This is a genomic window from Pontibacter sp. HSC-36F09, from assembly GCF_024171605.1.
Lineage (GTDB): Bacteria > Bacteroidota > Bacteroidia > Cytophagales > Hymenobacteraceae > Pontibacter.
Genome location: NZ_JALKAA010000003.1, coordinates 229,302 through 243,751, shown reverse-complemented (window position 1 = coordinate 243,751; position 14,450 = coordinate 229,302). Strand labels below are relative to the sequence as shown.

Genomic DNA, 14,450 nt, shown 5'->3' with positions numbered 1-14,450 from the left:
TTTTACGATTATATTCAACCAGTTGTGCAACAAGCACAAGGTTCAGCCCTCAGGCTTGGCTACGCCTCGCCCATCGGCTGTACGAGTAACGTTAGGCTTTATAGAAATCATAAAATGTTCTGGGAAGAAAAAATTGACATATTCAAGAAGCAGCACTCATCCTCTGATTTCAGAGTGCCTTTCTCTGACTGGCCTGAAATACTCAAGAACATTGAAAACAGATTTGTGCTAAAGGAAAAAGATAGTTATTCCTTTCGTAATTGGGCTGACAGAATAAAAAACAAAGAGCTAGTTATAGAAGCATCTCTTAGCGAAGTGCAGGAGCTTATAGAAAAGCTTAACAAAAGTCAGAACTATTGGATTGTTCTTCCATTGGGGCAGGAGCCAACTACAAAGCTTATGGTTTATGACTCTAAGCCTTCCGTTATATTAGAAATAGCTAGCAAGTCCAGGTCAGACTTCTTTATAGTAGAGAAGAAGTACAGTTGGTTTACCTACTTTAACTGCGACAGGGAAACAAACATGCTTAATATTTATAAGTCGGGTAGCAATGTAATACCTTTTGAAGAAGTAAAAACCACATAGCCTAACCCAAGCTAAGTCACACCAAGGCGTGTTTTAGCCCAACCGTTACCAATCATAGTAACCTATAGAACTTTGTCTTGTAATTTCGCGTTTATGTAATAACTTTGTAATTACATAAGATAAGAGTGCTATGGAAGTATCAATCATTCAAATAGGGAATTCCAAGGGATTACGGCTTACTAAGTCCATTCTGGATAGGTATAACATAAAGGATAAAGTTGAGCTAATACTGGAAAAGGGTCAGATCATTTTAAAGCCAGTTGAGCATCCAAGGAAAGACTGGGATAAGGCCTTCAGGAAAATGCATGAGAACGGTGATGACCAGCTTTTACTGAATGATGTGTTGGGAGATGAAAGCTTTGACGAATGGAAATAAGCCAGTATGAGATAGTCTTGGTGAATCTGGATCCTACTGTAGGAAGTGAAATACAGAAAACAAGGCCATGTGTAGTGTTATCCCCCGATGAGATTAATCATAACCTAAGAACAGTGGTTATCGCACCGATGACCACCAAGAGCCGTAGCTATCCTACTCGTGTGAAAGTGAAGCACAACAATCAAGTCGGGTGGGTAATAATTGACCAAATAAGGACTATTGACAAAGTCCGCATTGTTAAAGTGTTAGGAAGCCTGAACCTCTCAGAAATAGCTTCCTGTAAAAGTGTAATAAAAGAAACCTTCGTGGACTAATAAAAACGACGATAGGTAACCCGGTGTATCCGTAATCCCTCGCTAAGCTGCTGATTTCGGCTGCATAAACCCGTTAAACAATAAATATCCCACCCACACGCTTCCCTCCCCAAATGGTAAAAACACTGTTACTATTTCTAGGATTAAGCTATGCGCTTGTTCCTGCGGCAGGGCAGCCAAACGATGGTATAGGGTATAGCAACGCCTATTTCGGTATCGAAATACATTTCCCGAAAAAAGTAGGCTACACAGCGTATACCTCCAGGAGCCTGAAACTCGACACTTCGCAACCGCTACACCCCCTTAGCTACCTGCCTCCCGATTCCACTATTCAACTGATCACGGCAAAGCACTTTTCGCTGACTATGCTCAAAAAAGAGCTCCGTTTGCACGACACTACATACCTACCAACAGCAGATTTCGGGCATCAGACCTACGAAGCGGCCCGGAAAAACACAACCTTAGGCAAATACTCCAATGGCACCTTCACCGACTTTAAGGGAAATAAGGCATTTAGCTTTGATGTCGAGAAAAGGCTTATCACGTACGGACTGGAGGTAGACGTAAATACTGGGGAGCCCTTTATGACGAAGAAGGGAATGGAGCAACTTACGACCAATACCGGGCTCGGAAGCGGAACCCACCAGGTGATCTACTTCTCGCATCAGGGCCGGTTTTTCAGAATCCTGTACCGCAAAAACAGCAAGGTTGCCCAGCAAATTTTACAGAACCTGACACTTATGTAGTAACGTCCCACCTGATATAAAACAGCAACCCATGCACCCGCAAGTAACCGACTACATCAACACATCCGAAAAGCACAAGGAGACCCTCGAAGCCCTGCGCCAGCTCCTGCACGACACGGTGCCCGGCGTAACCGAAGAATTTAAGTGGAGTCGCCCTGTTTTCCGCACCGAAAAGGATTTCGCCTACTTCAAAACGGCCAAAGCCTACGTCACGCTCGGCTTCTTTCAGTTCGAAAAACTTAACGACCCAAACGGTTTGCTGGAAGGAACCGGAAAAGACATGCGGCACATCAAGATCAAAAACGTGCAGGAGATTGACCGGGAGCTTCTACGCGACTGGTTTGAAGCGGCAGCGGTATAGCCAAACATGCCGGTTGCCGTATACCTGCCTATGAAAACCGAGAAAGAGAAAATGCTGGCGGGAGAACTGTACGACCCACTGGACAAGCAATTGAGTGACGAGCGCCTGCTGACGCGCCTGCTTCTGAAAGAACTCAACGACAGCCGCGAAGACCAGGTAGAAGAGCGCAAACGGATCCTGAAAGCCCTGATTCCGAACGCGGGCGAAGGCCTCTGGCTACAGCCTCCCTTTTACTGTGATTATGGCTATAATATGATAGTGGGCGAAAGGGTGTTCTTCAACTTCAACTGTGTGGTGCTCGATGTGATGGAAGTGCGTATTGGCAGCCGTACGCTATTTGGCCCCAACGTGCAGGTATACACCGCCACCCATCCGATGGATCACCGTGTACGTGCCTCCGGGGTGGAGAACGCCAAACCCATCAGCATCGGTGAAGACGTCTGGATAGGCGGCAGCGCCGTGATCTGCCCTGGCGTCAGCATCGGCGACCGCAGCGTGATCGGAGCAGGCAGTGTGGTCACCAAGGACATTCCGTCTGATGTTTTTGCCGCAGGCAATCCCTGCCAGGTGATCCGCCATTTGGATAAGTAGCGCTGCAGTTGCTATCTTTAGCTTCTGTTACCCCAATGCGTATGGAAGCTTATCAGGACATATTTCAGCTGCAAAAGCACCCTGGCAGCGCGTTTGCACGGCCTTCCGCTTCTGAGTTTTACAATATTCTGCTGCTGGAGGGTAGCGGTACTCTCAGCGTGGACTTCACCGACTACACTTTCGACGGGAAAATAGCACTCTTCACCTCTCCTTACCAGCACCTGTGTGTCACTTCCGGCGCGGACTTTGAAGTTGACCAACTGATCTTCCATGGGGATTTCTACTGCATTGAGTACCACAAGAACGAAGTGGCCTGCAACGGACTGCTGTTCAACAACATCTACAAGCAGCCGTTTATCACGTTACAAGATGAAGAAATCCGCCTGATCTTTGATAAGCTCCGGTCTGAGCTCAGCCAAAATGAACCGCACTCGGAGCCGATCCTGCGGAGTTATCTGCAGCTGATCTTAGCCATCGCGAGCAGAATCAAAAAGCGGGAGCAGCAGCTGGAGGCAAAGAGTACCCTCCACCCCATAGAGCAGTTCCGGGAGCTGGTAGAGCAGCATTTCCTAACGCAGCGCAACACGCCATTTTACGCAGAGCAGATGGCCCTCTCCCACAGTGCTTTCGCCCGGAAGGTTAAAAAGCACTTTGGCAAGTCACCCTCTCAGCTGATACAGGACCGGGTGGTCCTGGAAGCTAAAAAACAACTTCATCTCACGCACAAGAGCATCAAAGAGGCGTCGGCAGCGCTAAATTTTGAGGACGAGCATTATTTCAGCCGCTATTTCAAGAAGCACACCGGCATCTCCCCTACCCATTTCAGAGAAAAAGTCGGCATCTCGGTAGTGGCGGATTTGTCCATGAGATAGCCCGATCCGTCCATTTTCATCCCCTTCTAAAGGCTTTAGTTTTGTATCGTCACTAATACTATACTGAACTAATGAACGACAACGTACAGCAACTACTCCACTCTTTAGCTAATTCACAGCGCTATTTTGTACATTTTACAAGAATCTCCATTTTCATTGTCATGGCCTGGATCGGCGGACTGAAGCCCTTTCAGTACGAAGCAGACGGCATTGTGCCCTTCGTAGCCAACAGCCCGCTGATGGGCTTTTTCTATACTAAGGATGCGCCTGAGTACCAGCAATACAAAAACAAGGAGGGCGAGGTAGTCCCCAAAAATATTGCCTGGCATCAGGAAAACGGCACCTATATTTTCTCCTATGCCCTTGGGGCGGTCATCATCGCCATCGGCCTGCTGACCCTGCTCGGTATCTACAACGCCAAGATCGGGCTGCTGGGTGGTTTGCTCACGGTCGGTATGTCAGTCGTAACGCTCTCTTTCCTCATCACCACGCCCGAGGTATACGTACTTGACTTGGGCGGCCCCGATCATGGCTTCCCATACCTGTCCGGTGCAGGCCGACTGGTGCTCAAGGACATCATCATGATGGCAGCCGGCCTGGTAGTGGCATCTGATGCAGCAAGCAGAATCCTGAAAGAAAGCCAAGAAGCTCAGGGCGTGCCTATACCTACACAGCAGCATGCAGGCGTATAGCTTGTGAAGTCACTCGGGTTAACCATACCTGCCAAAAGCAAAGGGCCTCTCCGTTTCCGGAGAGGCCCTTTGCACTTTATACAAATTTATACTTTCAAAAGTCCTTTATATAAAAGTCTTCTGTCTATACCTATACCAGTATTCTCACCGGGTTTTCGAGCAGGTTCTTGAAGGTCTGCAGGAAGGCAGAACCAACGGCGCCGTCTACTACGCGGTGGTCGCATGACAGGGTAACCTTCATCACGTTGCCGATTTTGATCTGACCGTCGCGCACCACAGGCGTCTGCTTGATGGCACCTACTGCCAGGATGCAGGCATCCGGCGAGTTGATGATGGCAGTAAACTCTTCGATGCCGAACATGCCCAGGTTAGAGATGGTGAAGGTGTTGCCCTCCCAGTCAGATGGCTGCAGCTTCTTGTTCTTCGCCTTGCCGCCCAGGTCTTTGACCTCAGCTGCGATGGCTGACAGCGACTTGTAGTCGGCATTGCGAATCACAGGCACCAGCAGGCCTTCTTCTACCGCTACGGCCACACCAATGTTGATGTGCTTGTTGTAACGGATCTTGTCGCCCAACCATGATGAGTTCACAGCAGAGTGCTGACGAAGCGCTGCAGCGGCCGCCTTGATCACCAGGTCGTTGAAAGATACCTTCACCGGAGACACTTCGTTAATGGATACACGTGCTTCCATCGCCTTGTCCATGTCGATTTCCATGGTCAGGTAGAAGTGCGGTGCAGAGAACTTGCTTTCGGCCAGACGACGCGCGATCACTTTGCGCATCTGCGACACGTTTACTTCTTCGTAGGCATCAGCTGGTGCGCCAGGTATAGCCTGAGCAGTTGGGGCAGCAGCAGGAGCTTTGGCAGTTTCTTTTTGTGGTGCAGCAGACGGCGTGAAATTCTCCACGTCGCGCAGTACAATGCGACCACCCTCTCCTGATCCTTTGATCTGGTTCAGCTTAATGCCCTTGTCTTTCGCTACTTTTTTGGCAAGCGGAGACGCCTTGATGCGGCCGTTTCCTTCAGCAGCAATTTGCTCTGTTTCGCCAGCCGGCACTTCTGTTTCCTGTACTTTATCTTCTGTTGTTGCCTCGGTACGGGCTTCTATGTTCTCGTCAGACTGCGCGTTCTCTTCGCGTGAGCGTCCTTCTTTACCACCCTCAGCATCGAGCAGGGCTTTGTAGTCAGCGTCTTTGTCACCGATGATGGCGATGATCGCATCAATGGCCACAGAATCTCCTGCGTTTACGCCGGTGTAAAGCAGCGTACCGTCTTCGTACGACTCTAGTTCCATGGTCGCCTTGTCGGTTTCTACTTCGGCCAGCACATCGCCTGAGCTCACTTTGTCGCCCACTTTCTTGAGCCACGATACCAGTACACCTTCTGTCATGGTGTCGCTCATCTTCGGCATGCGGATAACAGAGGCTTTGATATTGGACGTGTCCACGGAAGTCTTGGCAGCAGGAGCGTCAGCTTTGGCCGGAGCCGCTTCTTTCTTCTCTTCCTGCTTAGGAGCTTCCTCTTTCTCTGCTTTCGGGGCCTCTTTGGCAGCAGGCTTCGCGCTTCCGCCAGCCTCACCCAGCAGGCCGGAGATGTCCTCGCCTTCCTTGCCAATGATCGCTATTACAGCATCAATAGGTACAGAATCGCCTTTTTTCGGACCAATGTGCAACAGAGTGCCATCTTCGTATGATTCCAGTTCCATGGTCGCCTTATCGGTTTCCACTTCAGCCAGCACATCGCCTGAGCTAACCTTGTCACCTACTTTCTTAAGCCAAGATGCAATCACCCCCTCCGTCATCGTGTCGCTCATCTTAGGCATTCGTATCACTTCAGCCATAATTTATCGTCTTGTTTGTTCGCCTGTTTCGTCTAATCAATAAAGCCCAAAATTAGACCTAAAAATATTTTATTCAAACTATACCTCTTAAATTGTTGCAACAGGCAATTTATACCTGCACATCCTGCAAATGAGCTATGTCACAGTACTTCTTCACACTGAACATACTACCCGTATAATCGAGCTGATAAAGGCACAGATTCTGGTGCTCAAACTGGTCCATGCAGCGCAACGGATAGCGCAGCAATTGGCTCAATAAAATGCGCATCGCGCGGCCGTGCATACAAATCAATACGGTTTCCTCTTCCGGACGGCTCAAAATCAAATCAACCACAGGCTTCTGCCGGGCGGCCACCAACTCGGGGCTCTCCCCTCCTTCTATGCACAGGCTGGTCTCACCTTCGGTCCAGGACTGCAGCATGCGATGATAGTAGGCGTCCTCTTCCGGTGTGATGCGCGTCCCTTCGCGTGTTCCCCAGTTGATCTCGTTCAGACCGGCATGGCGTTCATGCAGTATACCCTTGTCGATGAAGCCCTGCACCGACTGTATGCTGCGCTGCAACACAGAGGTATAAACTTTGTCGAAGGGAATATGCTGGTACTTTTCGAAAAAAGCGGCCGCCTGTCTGCGACCCAGATCGTTGAGCGACGCATCCACACCGCTGCCCTGCACAATACCCTGCAGGTTGAAATCGGTTTGTCCGTGGCGGATCAGGTATATTTTCTTAATACTCAAAATTGTTCTAATTTTGCCTCTTTACCAATACTAGAATGCGAAGTTAGCAATCAAAGCCTATACAACATGGAGTCTAAGTTAGAAAAGCTGCGGGAGTGGAGTAAAAATACGATGGTGGAGCACCTTGGCATTGAAATCCTCTCTTTCAAGGAAGGTGTTTTAACCGCAAAGATGCCCGTTGACTGGCGTACACACCAACCGATGGGCCTGCTGCACGGTGGCGCTTCCGTGGCCCTGGCTGAAACGCTGGGCAGCATTGGCGCTGCGCTTTCGGTAGACCTAAGCCAGAAGGCCTGCGTGGGACTGGAAATAAACGCCAACCACATCCGCAGCGTGCGCGAAGGCTGGGTGTACGGCGAGGCCAAAGCTCTGCACCAGGGCCGCAGCACGCAGGTATGGGAAATCAAAATCACTTCCGAGGCGGGCGATCTGGTATGCCTCAGCCGCATGACAGTGGCCATCATCGATAAGAAATAAGGTATGGAGCAGTCAGCTGGAGGAGAAAATGTAAAAAACTATACCCTGGAACAGGTACTGTCGGCAGCTTTACGTCAGCAGCAGGCCATTGCCGTCTGGCGACTGCCTCTGCAAACCGAAGTGCAGGCCTGCATCTCTTTTGCGCCGCAATCTACCCCGGCTATACCTGAGTTGGAGCCCAGTCCGGCTGGCTTTCTCTTCTGCCCTTTTGAAACGGAAGGAACGCGCGATCACATTTTCCTGAAAGCAGATATCACCTACAGTGCCCTTACGAAGCAGCTCCACACCTCCTCTGATGCCACCGCTGCACAAGTAAGCCTGTTTATACAAGCACTGGCTCAGACTGAAAACGGGAAGCCTAATGCCTGGCCTATACCTGCCAACCCTGCCCGCCACTCCGACCGGAACGAAGAAAACTTCAAGGCGGCTGCGAGTCTCGCTGTGGATGCCATCCGGGCGGAGTCGATGGAAAAAGTGGTGCTTTCCAGAACCACTACTGTGCCTTTGCCCGATGCCTTCAGCCTGCACAAAGCCTTTGAGAAAATGCTTGCGGCATACCCCAATACCTTCGTATCGCTGGTGGCTATACCTGGAGTGGGCACCTGGCTGGGCGCTACCCCGGAGATACTGGTGAGTGTGGACCAGGATAAGATATTCAAAACCGTGGCTCTGGCCGGCACGCAACCCTTTTGCGAAGACGGCTCCACGGCCAACGCCATCTGGCGGGAGAAGGAGATAGAAGAGCAGGGTATGGTAGAACGTTATGTACTGAGCTGTTTCAAAAAACTGCGTTTGCGCGAGTACACCGAAGTGGGTCCGCGCACCGTAATAGCCGGCAACCTGATGCACCTGCGCACCGATTTTAAGGTGGACCTGAAGGAAGTGGACTTCCCTACGCTCGGCACCGACATGCTGCGCTTGCTGCACCCAACTTCAGCTGTGTGCGGACTACCAAAAGAACCAGCCTTGCGCTTTATACTGAATCACGAAGGCTACGACCGCAGCTACTACAGCGGTTTTCTGGGTCCCGTAAACAGCGGAGCCGGCTCGCACCTTTATGTGAACTTGCGCTGCATGCAGCTATTAAAGCACGAAGCCGTACTATACGCGGGAGCCGGCGTCACCGGCGAGTCCTCCCCCGAAAAGGAATGGCAGGAAACGCAGCATAAACTTCAAACGATGGGAAAAATCCTAGCGGATTTTTAAATTAGCGAATGGGTGATGGAGTGGATGAGTGAGTTTTAAATTAGCGAATGAGTGATGAAGTGAATGAGTGGTTTTTAATACTTTTGAGTAAGTGTTAAAATTGACGATTGAGTATAATCAAAGGCTTCATTCTATAACTCCCCAAATTCACTCTATTCAAGCGTAATCATCATTTCAACAATTTAACAATCAACCAAATCACTCACTCACAAACTCACTAATTCAAAAATGATCCAAGCGCCTGTTGTCAATATAGCTGAGATATGTGCCCGCAAGGGGGTGGAAAACGTGGTATTGTCGCCGGGCTCGCGCTGTGCGCCTTTGACGATAGCCTTTGCCCGACACCCGAAGCTGACGGTGCGCACGGTGAGCGATGAGCGTGCCGCGGCCTTTATCGCCCTCGGTATGACACAGACAACAGGCAAGGTAACGGTGCTGATCTGTACTTCCGGCACGGCTGCACTCAACTATGCGCCCGCTGTGGCGGAGGCTTATTTTGCGCAAGTACCCTTGCTGGTACTCACCGCCGACCGTCCGCCGGAGTGGATCGACCAACTTGATGGGCAGACCATTCGGCAGCAGCAGGTATACGGCAGACACATCAAACGCAGCTTCGACTTCCCGGTAGCGCTCGAGCACCCCGATGCGGTGTGGCATACGGAACGCATGGTGTCGGAGGCACTGAATGAAGCCGTGACATACCCGGCCGGACCGGTGCATATCAACGTGCCGCTGCGCGAGCCCTTCTATCCTGCCGATGGAGAAAACCTGTCCTATGATGCACAGGTGAAAGTGATCGAAGAAGACCACAATCCATGCGAACTCAGCCAGATGCAGGCTTTGAAATTAGAGCAGGAAATGCTCTACTACAAACGTGTCCTGGTTGTGGCCGGACAGGGAAAACATGATCCAAGGCTTTTGCACACCCTCCAGGCGTTCATGGGTTCGACGGGCGCTGTGGCGGTGGGCGACATTATCAGCAACTTGCAGCAAATGCCTGGTGTGGTGCGGCATCAGGATGCTATTCTGGCCTGCCCCAATCCGGAGAAGATGCAGTCCCTGCAGCCGGATCTGCTGATTACTTTCGGCAAGTCGGTCATCTCTAAAAGTCTGAAGCTATACCTGCGAAAATATAAGCCAAAGGCGCACTGGTACATACAACCAGCCGGGCAGGTGGCTGATACGTTTCAGTCACTCACCCGCATCATCCGTTGCACACCCGCCAGCTTTTTCCGCAGCATGTCCGGTAGCACCCGCGTAGACCCTGGCTATATCGAATCGTGGGCAGGTATAGAAGGCAGTGCGGGAAAGTTCCTGAAAGCGTATACCTCCAGCTCGCCTTACAGCGAGTTAGTTGCCATCAGCCGCGTACTTGCCAGCCTGCCGCAGCAGAGCAATCTGCACCTGGCCAACAGCATGGCTGTGCGCTACGCCAACATCCTGGCCCTACAATCGGAACAGGACGTGCAGGTATACGCCAACCGCGGCACGAGTGGCATCGACGGCAGCACCAGCACCACCGTTGGCTGCGCCCTCTGCAGCGAGCGCATCACCACCCTGCTGACCGGCGACATGGCCTTCTTCTACGATCGCAACGGACTCTGGCACAATTACCTGCCAGCCAATTTGCGCATCGTGATCATCAACAACCACGCAGGAGGCATTTTTCGATTGATAGACGGCCCGAAGCGGCAGCCGGAGTTGGAGGAGTACTTTGAGACTCGCCAGCAACTTGACGCGCGCAACACCGCCAGCGATTTTGGGATGGCCTACACCGCCTGCTCTTCGCTCGAAGAACTGGAACAAGCCCTGCCCATCTTTTTTGCCTCCGACGCAGGAGCAGGTATACTCGAGATCTTCACCGACAGCAAAGCAAATGCTGTGGAGTTTGCCGCTTATAAGCAAGCTTTGTTGAAGGCTTTGTAAGGTATAGGGAGGTATAGTTAGAGTCTTTTAATAGAGGCCCTTGCCAAGGGATTTGCAGGATTAACATGAATTTGGTGCACGATTATACCCACCCCTGCCCCACCCGAGAGAAGAATTTCTGCAGCTTCCATTTTATAGTTCTAGGCGTTGTAGGAAAATTACCCCATCCCAACCTTCCCCTAAGAAAAGAGGAAGGAGTTTTCGTGCACGATAAACATCCCCCAGCCCCGTTCGAAGGGGACTTTGAGCTACTGCCAGTGTCAGGCATAAAACCTTGTATCTGCTTGCTGTACTCCATTGGCTGTACCGGGTCCAACCACCCCTGCCCCTCCTTGTCTAAGGAGGGGAGCCTGCTGATACTACAGTACAGGTATAAGTTTCGTAGTTATTGTATCAGACCACTGGCAGGTATAGAAAGACTAACTTGCACGCCAGCTACAAAGCAGATAGTTGTGCCCGGTGCACCCTTTGACGCTCCAAACTCGCTGAACGCTCGAACAGTGGAGCGTTCAGCGAGTTTGGAGCGTCTTGATTTTTTTGCCTACTTTTTTCATCAAGGAAAAAAGTAGGGCCCGCCCGGCCAGGGCAAGCTATAAAACAACACTGTTTGCTATACCTGCAAATGGCACGAGCTACAATGCAAACGCTTAGACGAAAAACTCCCCCCTCGATATATCCATTATTAAATCATCCATTTAACAGCACAATTCGTTTAAACAATTGTACACCAATTTGTTAAACCTAAAACTTTACAGCCATGAACTTAACGCAAGACATGCACCGGATTGAGCATTGGGCTGATACACACCATCCGGTTTGGGTAGACTTTCTGCGCATGGCGCTGGGTATCTTTTTATTCGTGAAAGGCGTCATGTTTATTCAGGATACAGAAGCACTGCAAAGCATCATGAGCCACAGCCAGTTTCAGTGGGTGTCGTTGGGATTGGCCCATTATGTGGCTTTCGTGCACTTGGTAGGCGGCCTGCTTATTGCCATGGGCCTGGTAACGCGCATCGCCATCCTCTTTCAGATACCCATCCTGCTGGGCGCCGTCTTCTTTATCAACCCGCAGCGGGGCTTTTACTCTGAGAACACCGAGCTCTGGTCATCTGTCATTGTCCTGATCCTGCTGATCGTCTTCTTGATCCTGGGCTCCGGCCGCCTTTCTGTGGACAACCTGATCAGCCGACCAGAGAGGGACATACTTTATTAGTCTTGAGGGGTTGATTCTGAGCTATACCTGCCAATTAGGGACGCCTGCATCGGTTGCTTTCTCTAGCCAAAGAGAAGGGAAAGAGAGGTACACCCGCCCGACATCAATTAATCCATAAGCTCCCGTTATACCTAATGCACAGGAAAGTGGTAGCATTTCTTTCACTCAAATTTGTGTTAGTACAGAACAGGTCGCTTTGCGGAGCGCTTACCTAAATTTATACACTCCCTTATTTAGGTCTTAATACCCGATTCTCGTAATTTTGAGCAAAATTCACGATGGCTATACCTGCGAATAAAACGTACGGATAGTCGGACGGCACGCTAAAGCGTAAGGTATAAAAAGCATTGACGAGTTGCAGGCTATACCTGCCAGACTCCGGAAAGAAAAATGAACACGTGGCAAGGCAGTATGGATGCTGCTCATGCTTCAACTACTGAGACACCCCATGACGCAAAGGTTCCTGACCCTAAATGGAAATAAGTTTTTCTACGACGAAATAGCGGCCTATTCTTTCCGCAACAGCGTACCGCTTAATGGCTACGAAGCGAAAACCCTCGAATTCTGCCGCGACTGGCTCAATGGCGTACAGGAGTTTCCTATCCATACCTCCGGCTCTACCGGCACGCCAAAACAGATCACGCTCGCCCGCAAGCAGATGGAACTCAGCGCCCGGCGCACCATCAAGTTACTGGGTCTGAAGGCAGATGAGCACATGCTGGTATGCCTCAACACTGAGTACATTGCTGGCATGATGATGATCGTACGCGGGCTGCTGGCAGATATGCAGATGACGATTGTGGAGCCCGTCGGAAATCCACTCACCCTTACCCCCGCTGACGTAATATATCACTTCTCTTCTTTTGTGCCGATGCAGTTGCAGACCATTCTGCATGAGCACGGCGATGCGTTGGAGCGCCTGGATAACATGAAAGCGATACTGGTTGGGGGTGCTCCGGTCAGTTTTTCGTTGCAGCGCGAATTGCAGCAACTGCGAGTGCCGTTGTACCATACCTATGGCATGACGGAAACAGCTTCGCACATTGCCCTGCGCCTGCTCAACGGCCCTAATGCTGCCGACTATTACGAAACCATTGAGGGCGTAACCATCGGCCAGGATAACCGGGGCTGCCTTACAATTACAGGAGACCTCACCGCAAACGAAATGCTGGTGACCAATGACATTGTCGAGATCCTCACCCCAACCCGCTTCCGCTGGATTGGCCGCGCGGACAATACCATCAACACTGGTGGTGTAAAAGTGCAAACGGAAGTAGTGGAAGTAGCCGTTTCAGAAGCACTTGCCGAGTTGGAGCAGGCGCCACGCTTCTTTGTGGCCTCCCAGCCCGACGAACTGCTGGGTGAAAAAGTAATTCTGGTACTGGAAGGCAAACCACTGCCTGAAGAAGCTGAGCAGCAGGTAATGGATAAAATGCGCAACCTTCTGCACAAGTTCGAAATGCCGAAAGAGGTGTACTATAGTCCCACTTTCTCTGAGACAGCCACCGGCAAAGTATCCCGCCTACGCACCATGCAGAAGCTGGGGCTGGAAACTGACTAGAACAGGTAGGACGCTATCGCGTAGTAGGGTAAAACAAAACTCCTTACTATGCGACCATTCTCATTCCTTAGTCTGATCTTACTGACCGCACTTTCCCTTCAGGGCTGCAGTGGCGGACTCTTTTCCTCCAAAGGCCCGGTAACGTTAACCGAAGTCTGGGCCACAGACAACACCCTGCGCTCCCCTGAATCTGTGGTCTTTGACCGGGAGCGCAATGTGCTCTACGTCTCTAACATCAACGAATCCAGCAAAGACCGCAAAGATGGTGACGGCTTTATCTCCCGACTTAGTCCCAATGGCGATGTAGAGCAGCTGTACTGGGTTTCAGGATTGAACGACCCTAAGGGACTGGCACTGCACAACAACATTCTCTATGTAGCGGACATGGACGAGATCGTCGCCATCGCCACCCAGACTGGTGCTGTGCTGGCCCGCCACAAAGCTGACAAAGCCCAGATGCTCAATGACGTGACAGTGGACGATGCCGGCAATGTATATGTGTCAGATTCACAGCGTGGTGCCATTTATCTGTTCCGAAATGGCCGCGTGAGTCACTGGCTCGACACCAAACGTGAGCGCCCGAACGGGTTGCTGTATGACAATAACCGCCTGATCGTGGCGTCCTTCAACACAGGCAAAGTCCGCTTCCTGGATACGGAACAAAAAGAATTCACGGACTGGACCGATAAGATTCCGTCGGCAGATGGGATAGCCCGCGTCAGTGCGGATGGCTATGTGGTGTCGAATTGGAACGGTGAACTCTACTACGTCGACACGAATGGCCGCAACTGGAAAATACAGGATACAAAGAACAAGAAAATTAACGCTGCGGATGTTTACTACTCCGAAGAGCAGGGCCTGCTTTATGTTCCCACCTTTTTCGACAACCGCGTGATCGCTTACCGGGTAACATTCTAAAAAAATTGCACTGTTTTTAAAGAAATTTTCTAATAC

General features: G+C 50.8%; 16 protein-coding genes. 14 read left to right on the top strand and 2 right to left on the bottom strand.

What is annotated here, in order from left to right; translation table 11 throughout:
* Positions 1-24: 24 nt before the first annotated feature.
* From L1278_RS10955 to rclC, 8 genes are all read left to right on the top strand, one after another.
* Positions 25-585: a DUF6756 family protein gene (locus L1278_RS10955; protein WP_253403921.1), complete on the top strand. Its 561-nt coding sequence runs from the start codon at positions 25-27 to the stop codon at positions 583-585.
* A 130-nt stretch (positions 586-715) separates the two neighbouring features.
* Entirely contained in the window at positions 716-961 is a 246-nt protein-coding gene (locus tag L1278_RS10950; protein ID WP_253403919.1) for an AbrB/MazE/SpoVT family DNA-binding domain-containing protein, read from the top strand.
* A complete protein-coding gene (locus L1278_RS10945) occupies positions 952-1,275 on the top strand; it encodes a type II toxin-antitoxin system PemK/MazF family toxin (protein ID WP_253403911.1) in 324 nt (107 codons plus the stop codon). The genes L1278_RS10950 and L1278_RS10945 overlap by 10 nt, the downstream gene beginning before the upstream one ends.
* Before the next feature lie 113 nt (positions 1,276-1,388).
* A complete protein-coding gene (locus L1278_RS10940) occupies positions 1,389-2,021 on the top strand; it encodes a hypothetical protein (protein WP_253403910.1) in 633 nt (210 codons plus the stop codon).
* Between the two features lie 31 nt (positions 2,022-2,052).
* The gene (locus L1278_RS10935; RefSeq protein ID WP_253403908.1) at positions 2,053-2,382 is read left to right on the top strand and encodes a DUF1801 domain-containing protein; all 330 of its coding nucleotides are present in this window, start codon (positions 2,053-2,055) and stop codon (positions 2,380-2,382) included.
* Positions 2,383-2,412: 30 nt separating this feature from the next.
* Positions 2,413-2,973, top strand: coding sequence for a sugar O-acetyltransferase (locus L1278_RS10930; protein WP_253403906.1), 561 nt, complete (start codon positions 2,413-2,415; stop codon positions 2,971-2,973).
* Positions 2,974-3,014: 41 nt separating this feature from the next.
* A complete protein-coding gene (locus L1278_RS10925) occupies positions 3,015-3,845 on the top strand; it encodes an AraC family transcriptional regulator (RefSeq protein WP_253403904.1) in 831 nt (276 codons plus the stop codon).
* Between the two features lie 71 nt (positions 3,846-3,916).
* The gene (gene rclC / locus L1278_RS10920) at positions 3,917-4,537 is read left to right on the top strand and encodes a reactive chlorine resistance membrane protein RclC (protein ID WP_253403903.1); all 621 of its coding nucleotides are present in this window, start codon (positions 3,917-3,919) and stop codon (positions 4,535-4,537) included.
* 130 nt (positions 4,538-4,667) lie between these two features.
* Here the strand turns inward: rclC and L1278_RS10915 are convergent, their stop codons facing one another.
* Together L1278_RS10915 and L1278_RS10910 are read right to left on the bottom strand one after the other, a co-directional pair.
* Positions 4,668-6,377 (bottom strand): pyruvate dehydrogenase complex dihydrolipoamide acetyltransferase, encoded by a 1,710-nt coding sequence (locus L1278_RS10915; RefSeq protein WP_253403901.1) that lies wholly within the window; start codon positions 6,375-6,377, stop codon positions 4,668-4,670.
* 109 nt (positions 6,378-6,486) lie between these two features.
* Complete coding sequence (locus L1278_RS10910) at positions 6,487-7,113, bottom strand: histidine phosphatase family protein (RefSeq protein WP_253403899.1); 627 nt, start codon at positions 7,111-7,113, stop codon at positions 6,487-6,489.
* Between the two features lie 66 nt (positions 7,114-7,179).
* On the opposite strand from L1278_RS10910, the gene L1278_RS10905 reads away from it, so the two are divergent.
* The 6 genes from L1278_RS10905 (at position 7,180) to L1278_RS10880 (ending at position 14,414) form a co-directional block, all read left to right on the top strand.
* Positions 7,180-7,590, top strand: coding sequence for a PaaI family thioesterase (locus L1278_RS10905; RefSeq protein WP_253403896.1), 411 nt, complete (start codon positions 7,180-7,182; stop codon positions 7,588-7,590).
* Positions 7,591-7,593: 3 nt separating this feature from the next.
* Positions 7,594-8,796: an isochorismate synthase gene (locus L1278_RS10900; RefSeq protein WP_253403895.1), complete on the top strand. Its 1,203-nt coding sequence runs from the start codon at positions 7,594-7,596 to the stop codon at positions 8,794-8,796.
* Positions 8,797-9,024: 228 nt separating this feature from the next.
* Positions 9,025-10,722: a 2-succinyl-5-enolpyruvyl-6-hydroxy-3-cyclohexene-1-carboxylic-acid synthase gene (gene menD / locus L1278_RS10895; RefSeq protein WP_253403892.1), complete on the top strand. Its 1,698-nt coding sequence runs from the start codon at positions 9,025-9,027 to the stop codon at positions 10,720-10,722.
* Positions 10,723-11,479: 757 nt separating this feature from the next.
* Positions 11,480-11,935: a DoxX family protein gene (locus L1278_RS10890; RefSeq protein WP_253403878.1), complete on the top strand. Its 456-nt coding sequence runs from the start codon at positions 11,480-11,482 to the stop codon at positions 11,933-11,935.
* 448 nt (positions 11,936-12,383) lie between these two features.
* On the top strand, positions 12,384-13,496 hold the full coding sequence (locus tag L1278_RS10885) for an AMP-binding protein (protein ID WP_253403876.1): 1,113 nt from the start codon (positions 12,384-12,386) through the stop codon (positions 13,494-13,496).
* A 48-nt stretch (positions 13,497-13,544) separates the two neighbouring features.
* A complete protein-coding gene (locus L1278_RS10880; protein WP_253403874.1) occupies positions 13,545-14,414 on the top strand; it encodes an SMP-30/gluconolactonase/LRE family protein in 870 nt (289 codons plus the stop codon).
* Positions 14,415-14,450: the final 36 nt, after the last annotated feature.